Below are 25,417 nucleotides of genomic sequence, written 5' to 3'. Positions count from 1 at the left end.
TTAACTGTAAGCTGCGGATACCCGCAAGATGTCCAGCTTCAGTTTAAAAAAGGGAATGCGCCGACCGTCTGTCCTTCTGAACGCTATTTTCATTATACCACTTTAATAGTCAGAATAGTCAGCCTAAAGAAACAGGGTAATCGAACTATTTTTATTGGTTGAAGATTAAGAAAACAGGAATGTGGTATGGATAAGAAGTGGTTATTTGAAAATAGCTGCATTCTTACAAAAATTGAATTGGAATCTTAGGTCCCAGAATGCTATAATCATTTTGTTTGTAAAATCTCGAAACAACGATGCCTGGCATTTCAAAATATATAGTAGGAGTGAGACCAACATGAGTATTTGGTTTACTGAAAAACAAACGGAAAATTTCGGAATTACGATGAAAATTAACAAAACGTACGTATCTGAGCAAACAGAATTCCAAAAGCTAGATATGGTAGAAACAGAAGAGTTCGGAAACATGCTGATCCTTGATGGCATGGTTATGACTACACAAAAAGACGAGTTCGTTTACCACGAGATGGTAGCACACGTACCTCTTTTCACACACCCTAATCCGAAGAACGTTCTAGTTGTAGGTGGAGGAGACGGTGGAGTAATCCGTGAAGTGTTAAAGCACCCGTCTGTTGAAAAAGCAGTTCTTGTTGAGATCGATGGAAAAGTAATTGAGTATTCTAAGCAATATCTGCCTGAAATCGCTGGTGACTTAGAGAACCCACGCGTTGAAGTAAAAGTTGATGACGGATTCATGCACATTGCAACGAGCGAAAATGAGTATGATGTAATTATGGTTGACTCAACTGAGCCAGTGGGACCAGCTGCTAAGCTTTTTGAAAAAGGTTTCTATGAAGGGATCTCTAAAGCTTTAAAAGAAGACGGAATCTTTGTTGCACAAACGGACAACCCATGGTTCACGCCTGAGTTGATCTCTCAAGTATTCAGTGATGTTAGTGAGATCTTCCCGATCACTCGTCTTTACACAGCGAACATCCCAACTTACCCAAGTGGTCTTTGGACGTTCACGATTGGATCTAAGAAGCACGATCCACTTGAAGTACCAGCTGAGCGTTTCCACGATATCGAAACGAAATATTGGACGCCACAACTTCACACAGCTGCGTTCGCGTTGCCGAAGTTTGTGAGTGATTTGATTAAAAAATAAGACAGTTTGCTTATACATTGTTGTTTTGAACGAGGTTAATTTCCGCTACAGTGGCTCGCTTTCCGCGGGGCAGGCGGTGAGCCCCTTGCCGCTCTGCGCCATTAAGGGTCTCACCTGACCGCTTGTCCCGCAGGAGTCTCGCCCTTGCGCTCCAATTAACTAGTCATTGAAGCAAAATATGCAAAACAACAATTGTATGAACTGTATTGAAAATAACTAATAAAAATAGGGGCCGTCAAAAGTGAGTGTAAACTTACTTTCGCGACGGTCCCGTATTTTACATAAGGAGTGTAAAATCATGCGTTTTGATGAAGCTTATTCTGGAAATGTTTTTATTTTAAGTAAGCCTGATTATAAGACGGCTGATGCTGTTCTTTACGGTATGCCGATGGATTGGACGGTTTCATTCCGTCCGGGTAGCCGTTTTGGCCCTGCTCGTATTCGTGAGGCATCTCTTGGTCTTGAAGAGTACAGCCCATACATGGACAAGCACCTTGAAGAAGTGAACTATTTTGATGCGGGAGATATTCCGTTACCGTTCGGAAATCCTCAGCGTTCACTTGATATGATCGAAGAGTACGTATCAACGTTACTTGTTGACAACAAGTTTCCGCTTGGAATGGGTGGAGAGCACCTTGTGACTTGGCCGGTATTTAAAGCATTGAAGCAAAAGTATGATGACTATGTCGTGATTCATATCGATGCACATGCTGACCTTCGTGAGCAGTATGAGGGAGAAGTTCTTTCTCACTCAACACCGATCCGTAAAGTTTGCGATCTGATCGGCGCGGAAAACGTGTATTCGTTCGGAATCCGCTCTGGTATGCGTGAAGAATTCGAATTCGCAAAAACAAGCGGTATGCACATGTACAAATTCGATGTAGCTGAGCCTTTAAAAGAAGTTCTTCCGACATTAAAGGGACGTAACGTGTACGTTACGATCGATATTGATGTGTTAGATCCATCTGCAGCTCCAGGAACAGGAACAGCAGAAGCGGGTGGAATCACTTCAAAAGAGCTTCTTGAAGCGATTCAGGTGATTGCAAAAGCGGACATCAACGTAATCGGAGCAGACTTAGTAGAAGTAGCTCCCGTTTATGACCACTCCGAGCAAACACCTATTGCAGCAAGCAAATTCCTTCGTGAAATTTTGTTAGGCTGGGTAAAATAATTGAATTGTTGCCCCTGTTTGAAGGCTGTTGTTTGCAGCCGTCGAACAGGTTTTTTTATTAGGTGTGAATTTTTAGCGTGTGTGTATGTCGAGCTGTGTCGAATCGCCTTTATTTGCTGAATTAGACTTAATTGGTATGAATTTTGACTTAATTTTTTCGAAATAGACTTAATTGAACCTTACTCCGACTTAATTACTCATCAAACCGACTTAATTGCCATCCGCCACCCCCATCACAACCCATCACACAACATGCAACAGAGCCCAAACATAAGAAAACCGGCCTCGAATCATCGAGACCGGCGAATGTTAAGCTAATTCTTCAACTAATTTTTCTTTTTTGATGTATTTTGCAAACAAAATCGCTTCTACTACGAAATAAACCATTGATCCGATGCATACATACGTCCAGATATCTTGAAGCTTGGCGTTTTGCCATAGATCAAGCAACATGAATAGGGAAGGTAGCGTTAATGTTACCCAAGACTGAACGAAAGCGACTCTTCCGATATAGTTTTCGTATGGTTTTTTAAGTGCGGACGACAAGAAGAACAAAAACCAAAGGAACGCCCACAACACCCACGTCAGGGCATTGACTACGTCATTTTCTTGAACGTAAAACACAAGTGCATAAACGATAGCCATCATCGATACCCACAGGGAGTACCAACCGAGGCCGCTGGAATCGAAACCTTTTAAAATCGTTACCCCAAGATAGAGGTAAGTGAACCCAAACAAGAAGACAGCACCGTTATTGAACATCGACCAGTTGGATCCATCGGATGTAATAATAAGATAGATCGGTGTGATGACTTGAAGCAATCCGACTAATATATTAAAAAACGCGACACTTTTTTCTTCAGCTTTTCCGAGCAACATTAAGCTGTTTAAGAATAAAGCTCCACCTGAAAACAGCAAACCTATAGCACCCATAATTATTCCCTCATTACTCTATAAGATAGTTTTTAGAGGTCAGACCTCTTACATTAATCAAATATAGTAAATTCTTAAGTGTAAAGCAATGGAAATCTGAAGAAAAATAGTAGGAAGGAACTGACTTAAACTGTTTTTAGCTAAATTTGTCGAAATTTGTTATATCATTAAGTCTTTTTTGCTATAGTTACAGTAGAGAATTGGATGGATAAAGGGGGGACAAATAGAATGACAGCGATTTCAAAAGAGATGGAGTATTTTCAAACGTTCATCGATCAGCTTTCTGAAGCCGTAGTGGTTGTGGATCAGAATGAAGAAATAACAGGAGTGAATCAACATTATTTGAATCTGACAGATCAGGCAGCTTTTGAAACGGGAAAGTCGATGGATGAAATCCTTTTACGTCATTCAGATGCTGACGAAGGAACATTGCTTGCTGTAAATGGTTTTATTTCAGTAAAAGTTAGTGAAGGTTTTTTGCCGTTTGCTGACAGTCCGTTCCGCTATTATATCTTGAAAGAACTGCCAGCTGTCGTTCATTCTTGTCAGGAGCCTCTTATGAAAACGTTAATGAACATCGTTCCGGATTTTATCGGGATAAAAGATGGAGATGGGCGTTTTGTGTTTGCGAATGAATTTGTAGGTGAGCTTTTTGAACTGCCGGGGTTTGATTTTACTGGTAAGACCGATGCTGACTTAGCCGAGATCACGCCTGACTTTCGTGAAGTCTTTCAATATTGTATCGAGACAGATGAACAAGTGTGGCAGGCGAAAGAGATTGTTCGATGTGAAGAGTTCGTGCCTGCGCGAGACGGCAGTACACGATTTTTTGATGTATACAAAATTCCAGTGTTTCATCCAGATGGAACTCGAAAGAACTTGCTTGTATTCGGCCGGGAGGTTACGGAAAAGATTGAGTCCCGACAGCTGTTAGAAGAGAGTGAAGCGAGATATAGGCTTTTGGCTGAAAACGCGATGGATATGATCACAACACATAAAGCAGATGGTTCATTTACGTACGTTTCACCTGCATCGTTTGCGTTATTAGGAAAAAGACCTGAAGAGATTTTAGGAGATACAGGCTATGGAATGCTTCATCCGGATGACGAAGAGATCTCAAGAAAAGCTCATGAAGATTTAATCTCAGGACCGTGCACGAAAACCGTTCCTTTTCGACTACAGCATAAAGACGGGCACTATGTGTGGCTCGAAACTTCATGTAAAAGCATCACAGATGACACAGGTAAAGTCGTAGAGATCATTGGGGTTACGCGTGATATCTCTGATCGAAAAAAATCAGAAGACTTGCTTCGTCAATCCGACAAGCTTTCAATCGTTGGACAGCTTGCGGCATCCGTTGCTCATGAGATACGAAATCCGCTCACCTCATTAAAAGGGTTCATTCAATTTTTACAAGAAAGCCAAGAGATCGATCCATCCAACTACTACAGCATCATGGATAAAGAACTGAACCGCATCGATCAGATCATGGGGCAGCTGTTATTGTTGGCAAAACCCCAAGTTCGAACATATAAGAAGACGTGTTTAAAAGAAATCATCGAATTTGTAGAAACCCTTCTACAGCCTGAAGCAATCGTCCAAAATATACAGATCAATACGAGGATCCCTGATGTTATGCCTCATATACATGCGGAAGAAAATGAGCTGAAACAAGTGCTGATCAACTTATTGAAAAATGCGATCGATTCGATGGGTGATGGCGGCGAGATCACGATTCAAGCTCAAATGATGGATAGCCAGATTCATATATCCGTCAAAGATCAGGGTTGTGGAATTCCGAAAAATCGAATCGAGAAAATGTGTGAACCTTTTTATACGACAAAAGAAAAAGGGACAGGGCTCGGTCTGATGATCAGCTCTAAAATCATGAAAGAGCATAACGGTGAACTCCGGTTTAGTAGCATAGTAGGCAAGGGAACCACGGCTAGCATGGTATTGCCTGTGTAATGTAATGAACTTGAGCTGATGGTGATGTTTTCAGTTCAAGTTTTTTTGAGTGGCTTTGTCACTTTTTGTAAACTCGCCGATATATCTTAAAAAGTTGCCGTATTAAGATTGAAACTCGCCGAAATATATTAGATTTACGCCGTATTATCTCTATATTTTCTCGAATTCTTTGGGACGACTTCTCCCCAATTACATAAAAAAAAGAAGCTTTTCACTTCTTTTTGAGTGAAAAGCTCCCTGATTTATTCCCTGTTGTTACACATTCTCCGGCTCAGCTACTTTTACTAGCTGCTTTCCTGTGTTTTCACCAGAAAACAGACCTAAGAATGCATCAATCGTATTTTCAAATCCGTCTACGATGTTTTCGCTATAAGAAATTTTGCCTTCTTTTACCCATTTAGCAAGTTCGATCGCACCTTCTTCAAAATGAGCCGCATAATCGCTAACGATAAATCCTTTCATCAGCGCACTGTTGATCAGAATTTGACTTTGCATACGTGGACCAACATCTGCTTTTTCAAGGTTGTAAAGGGCGATCTGGCCACAAACCGGAATACGAGCGCCTTTGTTGATCAATGCGAGTACGCTATCAGAGATTTCACCGCCGACGTTATCAAAATATACATCAACGCCGTCTGGGCAAGCAGCTTTTAGTGCTTCATATACATTTTCCGTCTTGTAGTTGATCGCAGCATCAAAGCCTAGTTCGTCTTTTAAGTAAGAGATCTTTTCATCTGAACCTGCGATTCCGACAACACGTGCACCTTTGATCTTAGCGATTTGACCGACGATTGTACCAACAGCACCAGCTGCGCCGCTGACAACAACCGTTTCGCCTTCTTGAGGGTTACCGATATCCAGTAAACCGAAGTATGCAGTTAAGCCAGTCATGCCTAACACACCAAGGTTTGCAGTAAGCGGAGCAAGAGATGGATCTAATTTACGAACTTCAGCATCACTTGCTACGTTGTATTTTTGCCACGCTAAGTTACCGATGACGAAATCGCCTTCTGACAGTTCGCCTGAACGAGATTCAACAACTTGTCCAACGATTCCACCAGATATCGGTTCGTTTAACTGAAATGGAGGCACGTAAGATTTACGATCACTCATGCGTCCTCTCATGTACGGATCTACAGATAGATAAATCGTTTTTAAAAGTACCTGATTACTTTCAAGGGCAGGGGTCGAAGTCTCCTCAAAGCGAAAGTCACTCTTTTGCGGCGCGCCTTTTGGACGATTCACAAGTAAAATTCTTTCGTTGTTCATTTAAAATCCTCCTCATTTCTATTTCATCTTCTCGAGTGTATAATACGTCATTAACGACCCTCATTCCAAATCATCCACTCATGAAAACGTGTTTTTAGGATATATTTACCTATTAGAACCATGAATTTTTAAAAAGACACCCATAAGGTTGAACGGAAGCAGTGAAATCTTTTATAATAGGTAAGTTAAAGAGGTACATCAAAAAAGGAAGTGTTGTTCGCATGGATCAAGATACGGAATTGTCTGTTGCGCTTTCGATAAGTTCAGAAGTACATTTCAGCGGTGAACAAGAGAAACATTTCACCGAGACAGAAGGTAAGCTCTATAAACGTGGGGACGTCACCTATCTTCAATATAAGGAAGAGATAGAAGGTGCAGGTTCTGTCAATAATGTGATTAAGATAACGCACGCTGGTATTCTGATTATCCGCTCAGGCAGTGTATCTATGAAACAGAAATATTTAATCGGCCAGACTACAAAAGGCATGTACGACAGCCCGTATGGCCAGCTTTGGATGGAAACGACTACACATGAAATGAATTTCCGCTGGAATCAGCAAAAACAGACGGGGGATCTTAATCTCGCTTATGAGCTGGTTCTGCAGGGTGAACATACAGGAACACATCGAATCAAGATTAATTTTCAGGAGGCAAAAGCATGAATATCCTTGACCAAGTCAAGCAGCTGTTAAAAGAAGAGATCGAAGAAGCGGTCGTAAAAGCAGGGCTCGCTAAAAAAGAAGAACTGCCTGCAGTCGTTCTTGAAGTACCAAAAGATAAAGCGAATGGTGACTTCGCAACGAACATGGCGATGCAATTAGCGCGTGTTGCTAAAAAAGCCCCTCGCATGATCGCAGACGATCTTGTAGCAAATTTTGATAAAAGTAAAGCATCTATCGCAAAAGTTGAGATCGCAGGTCCTGGTTTCATTAACTTTTACATGGATAACTCATATTTAACAGAGCTTGTACCAACTGTTCTAAAAGCGGGCAAGGATTACGGACGTACGGAGCATGGCGGCGGTAAAAAAGTACAAGTCGAGTTCGTATCTGCGAACCCTACAGGAACGCTTCACTTAGGACATGCACGTGGTGCGGCTGTTGGTGATACGATCTGTAATATTCTAGACTATGCAGGCTATAACGTTTCTCGTGAGTTCTACATCAACGATGCAGGGAATCAGATCAACAACTTAGCTACGTCGATCGAAGCTCGTTACTTCCAAGCGCTAGGCAAGGATAAAGAGATGCCAGAAGATGGTTACCACGGAGCGGATATTATCGAATTTGGTAAAGATCTAGCCGAAGAGTATGGCGATTCTTGGTTAGAAAAAGAAGAGAGCGAGCGTGTGAGCTTTTTCCGTGAATACGGTCTTACACGAGAGCTTGAAAAACTAAAAGCTGATCTCGCTGAATTCCGTGTAGATTTTGATGTGTGGTTCTCAGAGACTTCACTCTATCAAAACGGAAAAATTGATGCAGCACTAGAGAAGTTAAAAGCTAAAGGTGTCGTGTATGAAGAAGAAGGCGCGACTTGGTTCCGTACGACAGATTATGATGATGACAAGAACCGTGTACTTATCAAGAACGACGGATCTTACACATATTTAACGCCAGATATCGCGTACCATAACGATAAGTTTGAGCGTGGATTTGAAAAGTTGATCAACATTTGGGGAGCAGACCACCACGGTTACATCCCTCGTATGAAAGCGGCAATACAAGCGTTAGGCTATGAAAAAGATCAACTTGAAGTGATGATCATCCAGCTTGTTTCTCTGTTCCAAAACGGTGAAAAAGTGCGTATGAGTAAGCGTACGGGTAAAGCTGTAACACTTCGTGAACTGATGGAAGAAGTGGGCATCGACGCGACTCGTTATTTCTTTGCGATGCGTTCGAACGATACTCATCTTGATTTTGATATGGATTTAGCCGTTTCGAAATCGAACGAAAACCCTGTATTCTACGTACAATACGCACACGCACGTGTATGCAGCATGCTTCGCCAAGGGGAAGAGATGGGTCTTTCTTATGAAGGAGACGTGAATCTTTCTCAGATCGATTCTGAAAAAGAATTCGAGCTGTTGAAGAAAATCGGAGAATTCCCTGCAGTTATTAATGAAGCAGCAGAAAAGCTATTGACGCATCGCGTAACGAACTATGTATTCGAGCTGGCATCTGCTCTTCATAGCTTCTATAACGCAGAGCGTGTTCTCGACCCAGAAAACAAAACAAAATCACAAGCACGCTACGCATTGATGAAAGCTACTCAAGTAACGATTGAAAATGCATTGAACATCATCGGTGTAGAAGCACCGGAACGTATGTAATATATAGGGAAAACCTGTCTTTGGACAGGTTTTTTCGTGTTTTGGAGAGTGGTTTTCTTTGATTTGAGGGCAAATATAGAGGTATGTGAGCGATTCTAGGGGGTTTGTGAGCGATTCTAGAAGTTTGTGAGCGATTCTAGGGGATTGTGAGCGATTCTAGAGATTTGTGAGCGATTCTAGGGATTTATGAGCGATTCGAGAGGTTTATGAGCGATTCCAAAGCTATGCTCAATTACCAACGAATCACGAACGCATCCAAAACAAAAAAGGAATTCTACAGCTTTTCTTGAATTCTATTGAAGCACATGATTGCTTAGGAGGTTCCCAAAATGACATCATCCAACAAAAGCCCTTTTGTTATCGGAAAAATTGAAGGGTACTCGAAAGAATTTTCAAACTTGATCTCTATGATGGACTACACGAGAGAAACGACGATCTGGGACGTTCAAGATCTATCCGTTGAAGAGCTAGATTATCGAATAAACGGAATAGGGAATTCAATCGGCATGCTGCTCGCTCATCTTGTAGCTGTTGAAAAAATTTATCAATTTATCACGTTCGACGGCAAAGACCTGCCAGAGGAAGAAATCGAACGTTATGCAGAAACGCTGCAGCCTGCACTTGATTTAGGTGAAGCTGCGACAATCATCCATGGCAATACAGCAGAATTTTATTTAGAAGACTTAAAGAAGACTCGGGAGATCACTTTAAATCATTTTCAGAAACTCGAAGATTCCTGGCTCTATGAAACAACACCATGGTGGAATAACGAGCTCGGAAACAACTATTTTAAGTGGTTTCATGTATTTGAAGATGAACTGAGTCATCGCGGTCAGATTCGTATTATAAAAAAGCAGTACGAGCTCGCTACAACGAAATCTTCTACGCAATCGTAATCTCAACGAAAATTGGGATAATGTAGGGATAACATGCCATATTAATAAGAGATAGGTTTGGAAACTCGTTTGAAAGAGGGGGTACATATATGAAGTTGATCGTATTATCACTAATAACAGGCGCCCTCGTAGGCTTTGTGTTTGCCCTGTTAAAACTACCGATTCCGGCACCACCCGCATTACCTGGAATCATGGGCATCATCGGCATCTATTTAGGCTATCAAGCTTACATCTGGATGGCAGGTACTTTTCTTAAGTGAGGAGAACATGGCATTAGCCGGACTGACCTCTGAGTTGCAAATCTATTATGAAAAGCTGGGAACCGGTGCGCCAATCGTTTTTTTACACCCGCCAGGTATGAGTCATCTCGTGTTCAAGTATCAAAGAGAACTAGCGACCGATTATCAGACGATCTTTCCCGATTGTCGGGGACACGGTCGTTCATCAAGTAAGGACAAAGAAACGTTTACGATTTGGGACTTAGCAGATGATGTTGCGTCTCTGTTGGACCACTTATTATTAGAAGAGGCGTACATTTGTGGGTATTCGGCAGGTGGATCGGTTGCACAAGCGTTTGTTCAAAAATATCCGCATCGCACAAAGGGTCTTATTTTGAGTGGAGGCTTTTCTCAAGTTTCTACATTCGCACTGAAAAAGCAGTTTCAAACTGGAATAAGGCTGGCAAAAAATGCACCAGCCCTACTCAATCGAATTCTTGTCACCACACATTCGAACTCTACAGAAGATCGAAAAGAAATGTTAACTTACCATAAACAGACAGACCTTAAAATGTGTCAAAGGTTCTACCAAGAAAGTCTTTCCTTCCAATGTACGGATCAGCTAAAAGAGTGGCGCTTTCCGTTGTTGTTCATTTACGGGGAACAAGCGGAATATATGCATCCTTACAGAAGAATCTACGCAAGGAATGTTCACCCGAAAGCAAAGTTCGTTCTCTTAAACAAAGCGCTGCATCAGCTTCCGATCAAACATTATGCAAGCTTTAATGCAGAGATTAAAAAATTTATTCCTTGCCTTACATAAGGATGGTTCCACCGCTCATCCTCTTGAAGCCGCGCACTTTCTCCAGTTCATCCACGAGCTGAAGAACAGCGCGGTCTTTTTGTTTGGCTTCGATCATAACGTCCAGCTCATCTGTATAGTTAGACATCAATTTAAAGAACGGCAGGACATAGTCCTTACTAACGAAGTCATGGTGGCTTCTGTACGCTTTCTCGTCTTTTGGTGAGGAAAGATGAACTTTTGGCGGTCGACCTGTATTCTCCCACGTTTTCACGAACCTAGGTAATAGTTCCTCTAGAGAACCATCGTCATCCGGATTCGCCATGTAATGATGATAATCAAACATAAGTGGAATTCCTTCATTTTCACAGACTTCTAATGTCTCTTCGGTCGTGAACGTTTTATCGTCGTTCTCAAGCGTCATCCTTGCTTTAACGCCAGAAGGGAGAAGTTTAATATTTTCATAAAAACGTTCTAAAGCAGACGGTTTATCACCATAAGCTCCACCGATATGAATATTGATATAGCTTCGGTCCTCGATCCCCATTCCTTTAAGCAGATCAAAATGATATTGCATATCCTTAACAGCATTTACGGTTACCTCTTTACGAGGGCTTGTAAACAGGGTGAACTGATTAGGATGCATGCTCGTTCTGATGTTGTATTTTTTTACGAGCCTCTCGATCTCTTTACATTCTTTCTTCGTCTCCTTCAAAAAATCCCAAGCTGCCTCGGGATGAGTAGCTAAAGGGACGATGGAGGATGACATGCGATGAAGAGGAAGCTCGTGCGCGATACAATAATGAAGAACGCGCAGTGTGCGCTGTAGATTGTTTTTCGTGATCGCAAGCAGCTGTGCAGTGCGTTCTTTTTCATCACGTTTTTGATAAGTAGCAAAAGTCATTGTTTTTGCAGGTGAGGCCTCATATAAATTGAGAGCCGTAGATACAAATCCGAAAGATGTTAACATGTTTGGCCCCCTGTTGTTTTGTATGTTTTTGATATAAGTGCTGGTGAAGGATGTTGATTTCCGCTCCAGGTGCTTCGCTTTCCGCGGGGTGTGCGGTGAGCCTCGTCGCTTTGCGACCTTAGAAGTCTCACCTGTCCCACTGATCCCGCAGGAGTCTCACACCTTACGCTCCAATCAACTAATCAGAGATGTCGAATCAAAAAGTTCACAAAAAGGGAGCTGATCCCCATTAAATTTATAAAAAAGGCGATAGCACAAAACCCACCACTTCTTTTAAGCGAACTTTCACGGAACGGCGCGTCTTTTTTAAACGGGCTAGCGTCAACTTCTCAGAGCGTTCAAGATCTGAATCGAGCACCTGCTTCACCGCTTGGATCTCCGATTTATCTGTAAAGATGCAATTTAACTCGTCGTTATAAAAAAAACTGCGAAGATCGAAGTTTGCGGTACCAATATCACAGATTGAATCATCAAACATAACGATTTTGGAGTGATAGAACCCTTCATGAAACTGATAGATCTCAGCACCTGCTTTTAAGAGCGGTTTGACATAACGATAAGAAGCTTCTTGGACAAAAGGGTGATCTGGGTTCATGGGAACGAGTATCTTCACATTGACACCACGATCGAGTGCTGACAAAAGCTCTCTGTTCATCTTTTTACCCGGAATAAAGTATGGTGAACCTATAAAAATGCTTTTTTTCGCTTGTTTTATTTTTTCATAAAAATAGTGATACCCAGCCTGTCCTTTTGAAGGAAGGAGCAACAGGTCTTTTTCTTCTACTTCCTGAGTAATATATGAAACACTTTGCGTCATCTTTTCGTTTGTTGAACCGTTCCAATCATCACAAAATAGACGCTGCAATTCGCTTACAACGTTACCTCTTAATTTTAAATGATAGTCGCGCCAATCTCCAAATCGTGTGACTCTGCCAATATATTCATTTCCTACGTTATAGCCGCCTAGGTAACCAATCTCTGAGTCGATGATCGTGATCTTACGATGATTTCGATGATTGATCCGGTATAACAGATACGGAAACTGTGGCTTGTTGCTGTATTCAAAATGGACACCAGCGTCTTTGAGGCTGTTAACCGTCTTTTTTTTCAATCCATAACTGCCCATGTAATCAAGAAGCAGTCTAATTTCTAAACCCTGTTGTGCTTTTGCGATCAACTTCCCACACAGCTCTTGTCCGAGTTCGTCATCACGCAATATGTAAAACTGTATGTAGATCGATTTGTTCGCTTGATCTATGTCTTGAAACAGTGAATCAAAAAAATGAGACCCCGTCGTTAAAAGATGCATGCTGCCTGTCGTAGTTATAGGAGGTTCTTCTTTTGCGATCGTTTGCTTATGTCCTAAATAAAAATCGATCCATACCAAAAATCCAATGACAATAACAAATAAGACGATCCACATTTTCTTCTCCTCCTTCTGTAGCAAACTTTTATATAGTATACCCTCGCCATATAAAACCACTAAAAAAATTTTTTTAACAGATGTTGACTGAATGCTCATTCATTTATTTTTTTATGCTATAATGAAGTCAGAAAATTAATTTCATTTAGAATTATTAAAAGAGAAAGAATTAGGGAATAGGAGCATTGGAAGGAGAGAAAGCGATGGACGGCTTAATGGTAGCAAACTGGCTTGCATTTATTTTTGTAACCGCTTACGCACTGTTTTTATTTGCTTATGTTGTAAAAACAAGGTTTGAGTTCATCAAGCTCGGCAAAAAAGTAGAGTTTGATCATACGGTTCAAGAACGAATTAAAGCAGTCTTAGTGAATGTATTTGGTCAAAAGAAGCTGTTGAAAGATAAGAAGAGTGGAATCATCCATATCATGTTCTTTTATGGATTCCTTCTCGTTCAGTTCGGAGCGATCGATTTTATTTGGAAGGGTCTCAACCCTGGATCTCACCTGCCTTTAGGTCCGCTTTATCCGGGATTCACGTTTTTCCAAGAAATCGTAACAACGATGATCATGATTGCAGTCGTTTGGGCTTTTTATAGAAGATATGTGGAAAAGCTTGTTCGACTAAAGCGTGGATTTAAATCTGGATTGGTTCTTCTGTTCATTGGTGGCTTAATGCTTTCCGTATTAGTAGGTAACGGTGCAGAGATCATCTGGCATGATCTACCGTACGAGTGGACGGCACCCATTGCGTCCGTAATTGCAATGGCTCTCGGATTCTTAGGGAAAACCGGTGCTGCAGTCATATTCTTTATCTCATGGTGGATTCACTTATTGTTCTTATTAACGTTCTTAGTGTATGTTCCGCAATCAAAGCATGCTCATTTGATCGCAGGTCCACTAAACGTTTGGCTTGGTCGTAAAGATAAAGTAGGAAAGCTTTCTTCAATCAATTTTGAAGACGAGACACAAGAAGTCTTCGGTGTGAATAAAATTGAAGACTTCAATCAAAAGCAACTTGTTGATCTATATGCATGTGTAGAGTGTGGCCGTTGTACGAATGTTTGTCCGGCAACAGGTACTGGTAAGATGCTTTCGCCGATGGATATGATCGTTAAACTTCGTGATCATCTAACGGTAAAAGGAGCGGCGGTTACATCTCGCACACCTTGGATGCCAGCGTTCGCTTTCTCGAACACAACAGGCAACCAGATCGCTTTTGAAGCGAGAGGAAAGGGCGCTGAGGAAACAGCTGCGACAACTGATGGATCATCTGCACTTGCTTATGATGTTGAGATGATCGGTGAAGTTATGACAGAAGAAGAGATCTGGGCATGTACGACTTGCCGTAACTGTGAAGATCAGTGTCCAGTCATGAACGAACACGTAGATAAGATTATCGACATGCGCCGTTATCTTGTGCTGACAGAAGGTAAGATGGATGCAGAAGCGCAGCGTGCGATTAAAAATATCGAGAAGCAAGGGAACCCTTGGGGAATCTCGAAAAAGGAACGCGAGAACTGGCGCGAGCTGAAAGAAGATATCCACGTTCCTACTGTAAAAGAAAAAGAAAAAGCGGGTGAGGAATTCGAGTACCTGTTCTGGGTAAGTTCGATGGGTGCTTATGACAACCGTTCACAAAAAATCGCACTTTCTTTAGCGAAGATCATGAACGAAGCTGGGATCACGTTTGCGATTTTAGGAAACAAAGAAAAGAACTCTGGTGACACGCCTCGTCGTCTTGGAAACGAGTTTTTATTCCAAGAGATGGCGAATGCGAACATCGAGTTGTTCCAAAAGCATAATGTTAAGAAGATCATCACGATCGATCCGCATGCGTATAACACGTTCAAAAACGAATACCCAGAGTTTGGCCTAGAAGCAGAAGTGTATCACCATACCGAGCTTTTAGCAGACTGGATCAAAGAAGGAAGAATCAAGCCGAAGTTCGAGGTGAATGAAACGATCACGTATCACGATTCTTGTTACCTCGGCCGCTATAACGAAGTGTATGAACCGCCTCGTGATATCTTAAAAGCGATTCCGGGTGTGAAGGTTGTTGAGATGGATCGCAATCGTCAGAACGGAATGTGCTGTGGAGCGGGTGGCGGAATGATGTGGATGGAAGAAAAAGCAGGGTCTCGTGTGAACGTTGCGCGTACAGAACAAGCTCTTGCCGTAAATCCAACCATGATCGGAAGCGGATGTCCGTATTGCTTAACGATGTTGAGTGACGGAACGAAAGCGAAAGAAGTAGAAGAGCAAGTTCAAACGCTAGATGTTGTTGAAATCCTTGAAAAATCGATGTTTGGCTCACAGAAACAAGAAGTTCTTCAGTAGTTTTCTAGCATGTGAAAAAGCTGCCTGCATATGAGCTGGCAGCTTCATGCTTGGAAGTTGGTCGACTGAGCGTTCGCTCGGCTCGTCTTTAAACAAATTTGTAAGCGTTAACATAATTTTCGCAGCTCTACTATACGGATCGGGAGGTTTTTCATATGACAAAATCAGTAATCGTCAGTGGTGTACGGACACCTGTAGGGAAATTTGGTGGCGGATTAAGTTCTCTTACAGCGTCAGACCTAGGCGGAATCGCGATTAAAGAAGCGCTTCAACGAGCAAATGTTGCTCCAGAATCGGTGGATGAAGTCATTTTAGGCTGTGTTCTTCAAGGTGGGCAAGGGCAGATTCCTTCTCGCCAAGCGGCTGAAAAAGCAGGATTACCTTGGAAGACGAAAACAGAAACGATCAACAAAGTATGTGCTTCTGGACTTCGTGCAATCACGATGGCAGATCAGATCATCCGTGCGGGTGATGAAGAAGTCATCGTAGCAGGTGGAATGGAATCGATGAGCAACGCACCATATATTTTACCGAAAGCGCGCTGGGGACTACGTATGGGAGATAGCTCAGTGAAAGACCTTATGGTGCATGATGGACTAACGTGTACGTTTACAGGTGTTCACATGGGAATCTACGGAAATGACGTAGCGAAAGAGATGAAGATCTCTCGTGAGCGTCAAGACGAGTGGGCGTACCGCAGTCATAGCCGTGCTATCGAATCGATTGAAAATGGAATTTTTGCAGAAGAGATCGTACCTGTGGAAGTGCCTCAACGAAAAGGCGAGCCGATTGTCGTGTCCCTTGATGAATCACCGCGTAAAGATACGTCTATCGAATCTCTTGCAAAATTAAGACCTGTTTTTTCACAAGATGGAACGATTACAGCAGGAAACGCACCTGGCGTGAACGATGGCGCAGCGGCTGTAGTCGTGATGAGTGAAGAGCATGCGGAAAAAGAAGGCAAAAAAGTGATGGCGACGATTCTTGGTCACACTGCACTTGCTGTGGAAGCGAAAGACTTTCCGAAAACTCCAGGTCTCGTCATCAATGAGCTCTTGAAAAAAACAGGAAAATCATTAGAAGAAATTGACCTTTTTGAAATAAACGAAGCATTCGCAGCTGTTGCGTTAGCGAGCTCTGAGCTTGCTGGTTTAGATCTTGAAAAAGTGAACGTGAATGGTGGAGCAGTCGCACTTGGTCACCCGATTGGGGCGAGCGGCACGCGCATCGTACTAACGTTGATCCACGAGTTGAAAAGACGTGGCGGCGGACTTGGCATCGCTTCGATCTGTTCAGGCGGCGGTCAAGGTGACGCGATCTTAGTAGAAGTGAAGAAATAAGGAGGAGCAATATTCATGAGCATTCAAAACATTATGGTGATCGGCGCAGGACAGATGGGTTCAGGAATCGCGCAAGTTTGTGCACAAGCGGGCTATTCCGTTGTTCTGCATGACATGCAAGAAGAGTTCGTACAAAAAGGAATCGGAATCATCTCTAAAAACTTAAACCGTTCTGTGGAAAAAGGACGTCTGGATGAAAGTGAGAAAGAATCCATTCTGTCCCGCATCACAGCTTCTGTTTCTCTAGAGAACGCGTCAAACGCAGATCTTGTGATCGAAGCAGTCGTGGAAAATATGGACGTGAAAACACAGCTCTTCAAGATGCTCGACCAATACGCACCAGCTCATACAATCTTAGCGTCGAACACATCTTCCCTTCCGATCACAGAGATCGCGGCTGCAACGGACCGACCTGAAAAAGTAATCGGCATGCACTTCATGAACCCGGTTCCTGTTATGAAACTCGTAGAGATCATCCGTGGACTTCAAACAGCGGATGACGTATACGCGACGATCGAATCGGTATCTAAGAAGCTGCAAAAAGTACCAGTGGAAGTGAACGATTTCCCAGGTTTCATCTCCAACCGTATCCTTATGCCGATGATCAACGAAGCGATCTTCTCCGTCTATGAAGGAGTGGCAACACCTGAGGCGGTCGATGAGATTATGAAACTCGGAATGAACCATCCGATGGGTCCGTTAACACTAGCAGACTTCATCGGGCTCGACACGTGCCTCTACATCATGGAGACGCTGCATGAAGGCTTCGGTGATGACAAGTACCGTCCGTGTCCGCTGCTAAGAAAGTACGTAAAAGCAGGCTGGCTCGGCAAGAAGTCAGGCAGAGGCTTCTACAACTACGGGGTCTGACCCCACACAAAGACAAAAATTCCATTTTTGTCTTTGTGGAAGAGACAGCTAACAGAGAGACAGCAACCGAAAAAAACAGATAGAGAAATAGAGAGCAAACATAGAACAAATAGAGAGATAACTCACGGAGAGAGACTACTAGTCGGCATTTCAATATAGGAATGGGGAGAGACCATGAACCTCTTATTTACTGAAGAACAAAAAATGATGCAGAAGATGGTACGGGATTTTGCACAGAAAGAGATAGCACCGGCCATCGAGCATATGGAGGAAACAGAAGAGTTTCCGCGTCATCTGATCACGAAGATGGCTGAACTCGGACTGATGGGAATTCCGATACCAGAAGAATATGGCGGAGCAGGGATGGATTTTACGTCCTACATCATCGCTATCAATGAGCTTTCTAAAGTGAGCGCGACGATCGGCGTTATTTTATCCGTCCATACGAGTGTTGGAACGAATCCAATCCTTTATTTCGGGAATGAAGAACAAAAGAGAAAATACATTCCTAAGTTAGCAAGTGGAGAGTACCTTGGTGCGTTCGGATTAACAGAGCCGAGTTCAGGTTCTGATGCAGCAAGCTTAAAGACGAGAGCCGTTAAAAAGGGCGATCATTACATCTTGAACGGCTCTAAGATTTTTATCACAAACGCAGGAGAAGCGGACGTGTACATCGTTTTTGCTTCAACAGCACCTGATAAAGGAAGCTACGGGATTTCGGCCTTCATCGTCGATAAAGATACACCAGGTTTTTCAGTAGGAAAGAAAGAGAAAAAAATGGGGTTGAACGGATCAAACACGTGCGAGATCATTTTCGAAGATGCGCGTGTACCTGCTGAAAATCTTCTAGGTAATGAAGGGGAAGGCTTTAAGATCGCGATGAGCAACCTCGATGTGGGCAGGATCGGAATTGCTGCTCAATCACTTGGTATCGCTGAGGCGGCATTAGAATTTGCGACGAACTATGCAAAAGAAAGAAAGCAGTTCGGAAAGCCGATTGGTGCTAATCAAGGTCTAGGATTTAAGCTTGCAGACATGGCGACTGCCGTTGAAGCGGCAAAACTTTTAACCTATCGTGCGGCTGATCTCAAGACAAACAACCTATCATGCGGAAAAGAAGCGTCGATGGCAAAGCTTTTTGCATCAGAAACAGCAATGAAATCAGCGATCGAAGCGGTGCAAGTGTACGGAGGGTACGGCTATACAAAAGAGTATCCAGTAGAAAGACTGTTCCGAGACGCGAAGGTGTGTCAGATCTATGAGGGAACAAGTGAGATTCAGCGCATGGTATTAAGCAAACATTTACTAGGATAAGAGGGAGAGATAGAAATGCAATTTATGTTATCTGAAGAACATGAAATGATCCGTAAGATGGTGCGTGATTTTGCCAAAAATGAAGTAGAGCCTACAGCTGCAGAACGTGACGAAGAGGAGCGTTTTGACCGCGCAATTTTTGATCAGATGGGTGAACTTGGCCTTTGCGGAATTCCTTGGCCAGAAGAGTACGGCGGAATCGGCGGCGATTATTTAGGCTATGTGATAGCAGTTGAAGAACTATCACGTGTTTGCGCGTCAGTCGGTGTAACGCTATCTGCTCACACATCTCTTGCAGGATGGCCGATCTTTAAGTTTGGTAACGAAGAGCAAAAGCAAAAGTTCCTTCGTCCGATGGCAGAAGGTAAGAAAATCGGAGCATACGGCTTAACAGAACCAGGATCCGGATCAGATGCAGGAAACATGAAAACAACAGCGAAAAAAGACGGCGATGACTATATCATTAACGGCTCAAAGATCTTCATCACGAACGCTGGAGACGCTGAGATCTATGTGGTGTTTGCGCGTACGGATATTGAAGCAGGATCAAGAGGAGTTTCTGCGTTCATCGTAGAAAAAGGAACACCAGGCTTTTCTTTCGGTAAAAAAGAAAAGAAACTCGGCATCCGTTCATCTCCAACATTAGAGATCATTTTTGAAGATTGCCGTGTACCAGCTGACAACCTTCTAGGTAAAGAAGGAGAAGGCTTTAAGATTGCGATGATGACACTTGATGGCGGCCGTAACGGAATCGCAGCTCAAGCGGTTGGAATCGCTCAAGGTGCACTAGATGCTTCCGTAAATTACGCAAAAGACCGCAAGCAGTTCGGTAAGCCGATCGGTGTAAACCAAGGGATCGGTTTTAAGCTTGCAGATATGGCAACAAAAGTGGAAGCGGCTCGCCTTTTAACGTATCAAGCGGCTTGGAGAGAGTCTGAAGGTCTTCCATACGGAAAAGAGTCTGCAATGTCGAAGCTATTTGCTGGAGACATCGCCATGGAAGTAACGACAGACGCGGTTCAAGTGTTCGGCGGATACGGCTACACAAAAGAATATCCAGTTGAACGTTACATGCGTGATGCAAAAATTACGCAAATCTACGAAGGTACACAAGAAATTCAGCGTCTCGTTATTTCTAAGATGCTTTTGAAAGATTAATTTGTGGGTTGTGAGAGGTTGATCTGCGCTCCAGGTTGCTCGCTTTCCGCGGGGCAGGCGGTGAGCCCCTGTCTAGTTGCAGTGACTAGCCCCTCGAGGTCAAAAGTTAAACAGTCAAGAAGGCAAAGTGCGCCTTCATAGCCCATTCAACTTTTGCTTGTCGGGGCTGAACGAGTCACTTCCACATTTCGGACTGCCGCTTTGCGCCATTAAGTGTCTCACCTGACCGCTTGTCCCGCAGGAGTCTCGCACCTTGCGCTCCAATCAACTTTTCAATGTAACAAAACCCAAGGCATAAATCTTTTAGAGATTAACCTTTACAAATAACAGTTACTGAAATTTTTAGGAGGAAACCATGCATCCATTAGCACAGCGCATCCAGCAAAGAGAGGAACGTGCTCTCGCAAAAGCGATCACGCTGGCCGAGAACAACGGTGAAGACAAACTCGAGCTTTTAAAGAGCATCTACCCGCAGCAAAAAGGCGCTCATTGGATCGGCATCACCGGTTCACCGGGTGCCGGGAAAAGCTCGCTCGTCAATCGTCTCATCTCTTTTTTGCGTCAAAAGCAGATGACGGTTGCTGTTGTTGCCGTTGATCCGACGAGTCCGTTCAGTGGCGGCTCTATTCTTGGAGACCGCGTAAGGATGGCTGACCATTTTACCGACCCTGGCGTGTTTATCCGAAGCATGGGGACGCGCGGCAGTCTTGGCGGTCTTTCCCGGTCAACGAAAGAAACGGTGAGGCTGATGGATGCTTATGGTTTTGATGTCATTTTAATAGAGACTGTAGGAGTCGGACAATCAGAACTCGACATTATGAAGCTAGCAGATTCGGTTGCTGTTGTATTAAACCCGGGCAGCGGAGATGTTGTGCAAGTGTTTAAGGCGGGAATCATGGAGATCGCGGATCTGTTCGTCGTGAACAAAGCGGATATGCCAGGAGTTCCGAAGCTTCTCGCAGAGATCGAAGCGATGCTTGATCTTGTGAAACACGACAGCCCGTACCGCCCGCCAGTCGTTCAGACGGTTTCTACTGAAAATAAAGGATTGCAAGAATTATGGGACTCTCTTCTAGCACACCGTGAATATCTAGAGAAGAGCGGTGAAGGCAAGGAAAGAAAGCTTTCTAACCTGAAGCGTGAGGTGATGGAAGTGGTTCAGCATGAAATCTATCAGCAAGTGTTGAAACAAGAACAGAAAAATGGGTTCTCCTGGCTGGCCGACTTAGAATCAGGTACGACAGACCCTTATACAGCTGCAGAAAAGATTTTAATAAAACGATTGCAGCCGGCTGACGGGAAACAGAAATGAGGGAGGCCAATTGGGTAAGAAAGAAGTGCCGTCGCTCGTAAAAGATGAAAAGCTGATTCAGAGACGACGGGAAGAGATGGTGAAAGCGGCGGTCTCTCTATTTAAAGAGAATGGGTTCCACCGCACGACAACTCGGGAGATCGCCAAAGCTTCTGGCTTCAGTATCGGCACACTCTACGAGTATATCCGGTCAAAAGAAGATATTCTCTATCTCGTCTGCGACAGCATCTATGACGGGGTAAAGCTGAGGCTGCAGCAGGATATCAAAGGGGAAGATAGCGGGATTCAAGGTGTTGAACGTGCAATCTCTGCTTATTTTAAAGTGATGGACGACATGCAGGATGAGGTGCTCGTCATGTATCAAGAAGCAAAGTCACTTTCTCATGAAGCTCTTCCGTATGTGCTCAAAAAAGAGCTGGAGATGACGGCGATCTTTGAAGAACTGCTTTTTAAAGTGGTAAAGCAAGGTGAACTTCATTTAAGTGAAAAAGAAATACAGGCAGCAGCTCACAATATTTTGATCATTGGACAGATGTGGACGTTCAGACGCTGGGCGCTGCAGAAGATGTATACGTTAGAAGAATACACGGCATTACAGATTCAGCAATTGTTGTACGGCATAAAAGGAGCATAAGAAAGGATGAATGAAATGACTCAGACCGATATTTACAGGCCGAAAAATCCGGTTCGATTTGTAACCGCTTCCAGCCTTTTTGATGGTCATGATGCGTCGATTAACATCATGAGAAGAATCATTCAGTCGAACGGCTGTGAGGTGATCCACCTTGGACACAACCGTTCCGTAGATGAAGTGGTGAGTGCTGCCATTCAAGAGGATGTTCAAGGAATCGCGATCTCTTCTTATCAAGGCGGACATGTTGAGTATTTTAAATACATGATCGATCTATTAAAAGAACGCGGTGCAGGACATATCAAAGTCTTTGGAGGCGGCGGGGGCGTTATAATCCCACCTGAGATCAAGGAGCTGCATGCTTATGGTGTAACACGCATCTTTTCTCCTGAAGATGGAAGATTGCTAGGACTTCAAGGCATGATTAATAAGATGGTAGAAGAGTGTGATTTTCCGACGGTTACCTCTTTAACAGATGAGATCGAAAAAGTAGTAGAAAAAGACGTTCGCTCTGTTTCACGTTTGATCACGTTAGCAGAAAATGTGAAGCAAGCGCCAGAAGAGATTGCAGCAACGGCTGAACAGACGTTAAACGAATTGAAAAGTCTGCAAAAACAAGTGCCGGTTCTTGGAATCACAGGAACAGGGGGAGCGGGGAAAAGTTCATTAACCGATGAGCTCGTTCGACGCTTCTTAAACGAGTGTGAAGACAAGACGATCGCGATCATCTCTATCGATCCGACCAAACAAAAGACAGGGGGAGCGCTTTTAGGCGACAGAATCCGAATGAACGCGATCTATCATCCACGTGTGTACATGCGTTCACTTGCTACACGTGGTTCACGTTCTGAGCTGTCCGATGCGATCAAGGACGCAATCGCAGTAACGAAAGCAGCTGGATTTGATCTGATCGTTGTTGAGACGAGCGGAATCGGCCAAGGGGACGCTGGGATTTCAGAAATCTCTGATGCTTCTCTATACGTGATGACGAGTGAGTTTGGTGCACCATCACAATTAGAGAAGATCGATATGATCGATTACGCAGATATTATTGCGATCAATAAGTTCGAGCGCAAAGGCTCTGAAGATGCGCTTCGTGATGTAAAGAAGCAATATCAGCGTTCTCGCAACTGGTTTGATAGAGATTTAGATGAGATGCCTGTTTACGGAACGATTGCGAGCCAATTTAACGATGCGGGCACGAACGTCCTTTTTTATCACTTGATGAAAGTGATCGAAGAAAAGTCAGGTATGGATTGGGGCATTCAACCTGCAGCAGAGGCGATGACTGCGAAAAAGAACGTCATCATACCAGGTGAACGTGCTCAGTACTTAAATGAGATCGCACAAACGGTTCGTAAATACCATGAAACGGTGAATGAGCAAGCGAAACTAGCTCGCAAGTCGTTCCAGATTCAAGGGACGCTTGAAACAGTAAGAGAATACGACGCTGCAGGTGAAGAAGTAGAAACGTCGTTAAACAAAGCACTGGAAAAAGTTGAAGAGCAATTGTTGCCAACGACTTCAAAAATGCTCAAAGAATGGCCAGCGTTAAAAGAAATGTATAGCAAAAAAGAATTCGTAACGAAGATTCGTGATAAAGAAATCGTGACCGAACTATCGACGAAAAGTCTTTCTGGTCTTGATATTCCAAAAGTGGCTCTTCCGAAGTTTGAAGACTGGGGAGACATTGTAAAGTGGATCATGAAAGAAAACGTTCCAGGTTCTTTCCCGTATACAGCTGGGGTGTTTCCTTTTAAACGTAAAGGTGAAGATCCGAAGCGTCAGTTCGCTGGAGAAGGAACGCCTGAACGTACGAACCGCCGATTCCATTATCTATCAAAAGATGATGACGCGAAGCGCTTGAGTACAGCGTTTGATTCAGTAACCCTTTACGGAGAAGATCCGGATCACCGTCCGGACATCTACGGAAAAGTCGGAGAGAGCGGTGTGAGCATCTGTACGCTCAACGACATGAAGAAGCTGTATGACGGCTTTGATCTGATCGCACCTTCTACATCAGTTTCAATGACGATTAACGGTCCGGCACCGATCATTCTCGCGATGTTTATGAACACGGCAATCGATCAGCAAGTGAAAATCTTTGCGGATACGAACGGCAGACAACCGAACGAAGCAGAGTACAGCGAGATTAAGGAGAAGACCCTTGCTTCTGTTCGTGGAACCGTTCAAGCAGACATCTTAAAAGAAGATCAAGGTCAGAACACGTGTATCTTCTCTACTGAATTCGCGCTTCGCATGATGGGAGATATTCAGCAATACTTTATCGACCACCAAGTGCGTAACTATTATTCGGTTTCGATCTCTGGCTACCATATCGCAGAAGCTGGTGCGAACCCGATTACACAGCTCGCGTTTACACTTGCGAATGGCTTTACGTACGTTGAATATTATTTAAGCCGTGGAATGGATATTGACGCATTCGCGCCCAATCTATCGTTCTTCTTCTCAAACGGACTTGATCCAGAATATAGCGTAATCGGCCGTGTTGCTCGCCGAATCTGGGCTACGGTAATGCGTGATAAATACAAAGCGAACAAGCGCAGCCAGAAGCTGAAGTATCATATCCAAACATCTGGACGTTCACTTCACGCACAAGAGATTGATTTTAACGATATCCGAACAACGCTTCAAGCATTGATGGCACTTTATGATAACTGTAACTCGCTTCACACGAACTCGTATGACGAAGCGATCACAACACCAACGGAAGAATCTGTTCGCCGCGCGATGGCGATTCAGATGATCATTACAAAAGAGCTTGGTTTGGCTCGTAATGAGAACTCGCTTCAAGGTTCCTTTATTATTGAAGAGTTAACAGATCTTGTAGAAGAGATGGTTCTGCAAGAGTTCGAGCGCATGAACACAAGAGGCGGTGTGCTTGGTGCGATGGAAACGCAGTATCAGCGTGGAAAGATTCAAGAAGAATCGATGTATTATGAAATGAAAAAGCATGATGGATCGCTTCCGATCATCGGAGTGAACACATACCTCAATCCGAACACGCCGTCAGAAGAAGAGTTCAATATGCAGCTTGCACGTGCGACAAAGGACGAAAAAGAACAGCAGATTCAGAATCTGAATGCGTTCCAAGAGTCAAGGAAAGACCAAGCGGGTGAAGCTCTTAAACGTTTGAAAAATGTTGCCTTATCCGGTGGAAACATTTTCGATGAGCTCATGCATACCGTGAAATTTGCAAGTCTTGGTCAGATTACGAGCGCCCTTTATGAAGTAGGCGGGAAGTATAGAAGAAACATGTAGTGTGATGAGGAGAGAGCCGCCGGTTTA

20 protein-coding genes are annotated in these 25,417 nt (G+C 43.5%); 16 read left to right on the top strand and 4 right to left on the bottom strand.

Going from position 1 to position 25,417, the window contains the following annotated elements; genetic code table 11:
• The first annotated feature begins 337 nt into the window (after window positions 1-337).
• Both speE and speB read left to right on the top strand, forming a co-directional pair.
• The gene (speE, locus tag IHV09_RS17215; RefSeq protein WP_197190202.1) at window positions 338-1,168 is read left to right on the top strand and encodes a polyamine aminopropyltransferase; all 831 of its coding nucleotides are present in this window, start codon (window positions 338-340) and stop codon (window positions 1,166-1,168) included.
• Window positions 1,169-1,466: 298 nt separating this feature from the next.
• Window positions 1,467-2,339: an agmatinase gene (gene speB, locus IHV09_RS17210; protein ID WP_197265038.1), complete on the top strand. Its 873-nt coding sequence runs from the start codon at window positions 1,467-1,469 to the stop codon at window positions 2,337-2,339.
• A gap of 309 nt (window positions 2,340-2,648) precedes the next feature.
• On the opposite strand, the gene IHV09_RS17205 is transcribed toward speB, so the two are convergent.
• Window positions 2,649-3,272, bottom strand: coding sequence for an AmiS/UreI family transporter (locus tag IHV09_RS17205; RefSeq protein ID WP_197265037.1), 624 nt, complete (start codon window positions 3,270-3,272; stop codon window positions 2,649-2,651).
• 228 nt (window positions 3,273-3,500) lie between these two features.
• Here IHV09_RS17205 and IHV09_RS17200 point away from each other — a divergent pair, with 228 nt between their 5' ends.
• The gene (locus IHV09_RS17200; RefSeq protein WP_197265036.1) at window positions 3,501-5,240 is read left to right on the top strand and encodes a PAS domain-containing sensor histidine kinase; all 1,740 of its coding nucleotides are present in this window, start codon (window positions 3,501-3,503) and stop codon (window positions 5,238-5,240) included.
• Between the two features lie 255 nt (window positions 5,241-5,495).
• Here the strand turns inward: IHV09_RS17200 and IHV09_RS17195 are convergent, their stop codons facing one another.
• Complete coding sequence (locus tag IHV09_RS17195; RefSeq protein WP_197265035.1) at window positions 5,496-6,509, bottom strand: NADP-dependent oxidoreductase; 1,014 nt, start codon at window positions 6,507-6,509, stop codon at window positions 5,496-5,498.
• Between the two features lie 221 nt (window positions 6,510-6,730).
• Between IHV09_RS17195 and IHV09_RS17190 the strand changes: the two genes are divergently transcribed.
• The 5 genes from IHV09_RS17190 to IHV09_RS17170 all read left to right on the top strand — a co-directional run bounded on the left by IHV09_RS17190 (window position 6,731) and on the right by IHV09_RS17170 (window position 10,775).
• Window positions 6,731-7,171 carry a DUF1934 domain-containing protein gene (locus IHV09_RS17190; RefSeq protein ID WP_197128262.1) on the top strand — a complete coding sequence of 147 codons (441 nt, stop codon included), beginning with the start codon at window positions 6,731-6,733 and terminating at the stop codon, window positions 7,169-7,171.
• Window positions 7,168-8,838 carry an arginine--tRNA ligase gene (gene argS / locus IHV09_RS17185; protein WP_197265034.1) on the top strand — a complete coding sequence of 557 codons (1,671 nt, stop codon included), beginning with the start codon at window positions 7,168-7,170 and terminating at the stop codon, window positions 8,836-8,838. The genes IHV09_RS17190 and argS overlap by 4 nt, the downstream gene beginning before the upstream one ends.
• Window positions 8,839-9,167: 329 nt before the next feature.
• On the top strand, window positions 9,168-9,734 hold the full coding sequence (locus tag IHV09_RS17180; protein WP_197265033.1) for a DinB family protein: 567 nt from the start codon (window positions 9,168-9,170) through the stop codon (window positions 9,732-9,734).
• Between the two features lie 89 nt (window positions 9,735-9,823).
• The gene (locus tag IHV09_RS17175) at window positions 9,824-9,994 is read left to right on the top strand and encodes a DUF1427 family protein (RefSeq protein WP_066399082.1); all 171 of its coding nucleotides are present in this window, start codon (window positions 9,824-9,826) and stop codon (window positions 9,992-9,994) included.
• A 7-nt stretch (window positions 9,995-10,001) separates the two neighbouring features.
• On the top strand, window positions 10,002-10,775 hold the full coding sequence (locus IHV09_RS17170) for an alpha/beta fold hydrolase (protein ID WP_197265032.1): 774 nt from the start codon (window positions 10,002-10,004) through the stop codon (window positions 10,773-10,775).
• Here the strand turns inward: IHV09_RS17170 and uvsE are convergent.
• The gene (uvsE, locus tag IHV09_RS17165) at window positions 10,768-11,724 is read right to left on the bottom strand and encodes a UV DNA damage repair endonuclease UvsE (RefSeq protein WP_197265031.1); all 957 of its coding nucleotides are present in this window, start codon (window positions 11,722-11,724) and stop codon (window positions 10,768-10,770) included. The genes IHV09_RS17170 and uvsE overlap by 8 nt on opposite strands.
• A 235-nt stretch (window positions 11,725-11,959) precedes the next feature.
• Window positions 11,960-13,147 (bottom strand): cardiolipin synthase, encoded by a 1,188-nt coding sequence (cls, locus tag IHV09_RS17160; RefSeq protein WP_197265030.1) that lies wholly within the window; start codon window positions 13,145-13,147, stop codon window positions 11,960-11,962.
• A 203-nt stretch (window positions 13,148-13,350) separates the two neighbouring features.
• Here cls and IHV09_RS17155 point away from each other — a divergent pair, with 203 nt between their 5' ends.
• The 8 genes from IHV09_RS17155 (at window position 13,351) to icmF (ending at window position 25,390) form a co-directional block, all read left to right on the top strand.
• Window positions 13,351-15,483, top strand: coding sequence for a (Fe-S)-binding protein (locus IHV09_RS17155; protein ID WP_197265029.1), 2,133 nt, complete (start codon window positions 13,351-13,353; stop codon window positions 15,481-15,483).
• Between the two features lie 155 nt (window positions 15,484-15,638).
• A complete protein-coding gene (locus IHV09_RS17150) occupies window positions 15,639-16,823 on the top strand; it encodes an acetyl-CoA C-acetyltransferase (protein ID WP_197265028.1) in 1,185 nt (394 codons plus the stop codon).
• Between the two features lie 15 nt (window positions 16,824-16,838).
• The gene (locus tag IHV09_RS17145; protein ID WP_197128270.1) at window positions 16,839-17,693 is read left to right on the top strand and encodes a 3-hydroxybutyryl-CoA dehydrogenase; all 855 of its coding nucleotides are present in this window, start codon (window positions 16,839-16,841) and stop codon (window positions 17,691-17,693) included.
• Window positions 17,694-17,867: 174 nt separating this feature from the next.
• On the top strand, window positions 17,868-19,007 hold the full coding sequence (locus IHV09_RS17140; protein ID WP_197265027.1) for an acyl-CoA dehydrogenase: 1,140 nt from the start codon (window positions 17,868-17,870) through the stop codon (window positions 19,005-19,007).
• 15 nt (window positions 19,008-19,022) lie between these two features.
• Window positions 19,023-20,165, top strand: a complete 1,143-nt coding sequence (locus tag IHV09_RS17135; RefSeq protein ID WP_197265026.1) for an acyl-CoA dehydrogenase — start codon at window positions 19,023-19,025, stop codon at window positions 20,163-20,165.
• Window positions 20,166-20,520: 355 nt separating this feature from the next.
• Complete coding sequence (gene meaB / locus IHV09_RS17130; protein WP_197128272.1) at window positions 20,521-21,477, top strand: methylmalonyl Co-A mutase-associated GTPase MeaB; 957 nt, start codon at window positions 20,521-20,523, stop codon at window positions 21,475-21,477.
• Between the two features lie 10 nt (window positions 21,478-21,487).
• Window positions 21,488-22,111 (top strand): TetR/AcrR family transcriptional regulator, encoded by a 624-nt coding sequence (locus tag IHV09_RS17125; RefSeq protein WP_197128273.1) that lies wholly within the window; start codon window positions 21,488-21,490, stop codon window positions 22,109-22,111.
• Window positions 22,112-22,126: 15 nt separating this feature from the next.
• Complete coding sequence (gene icmF, locus IHV09_RS17120; protein WP_197265132.1) at window positions 22,127-25,390, top strand: fused isobutyryl-CoA mutase/GTPase IcmF; 3,264 nt, start codon at window positions 22,127-22,129, stop codon at window positions 25,388-25,390.
• Window positions 25,391-25,417: the final 27 nt, after the last annotated feature.

It is taken from the genome of Fictibacillus sp. 23RED33 (assembly GCF_015903925.1).
GTDB classification, from domain to species: domain Bacteria; phylum Bacillota; class Bacilli; order Bacillales; family Fictibacillaceae; genus Fictibacillus; species Fictibacillus phosphorivorans.
Note: the sequence above shows the minus strand (reverse complement) of the source record. Positions and strands in the feature narration are given on the sequence as shown.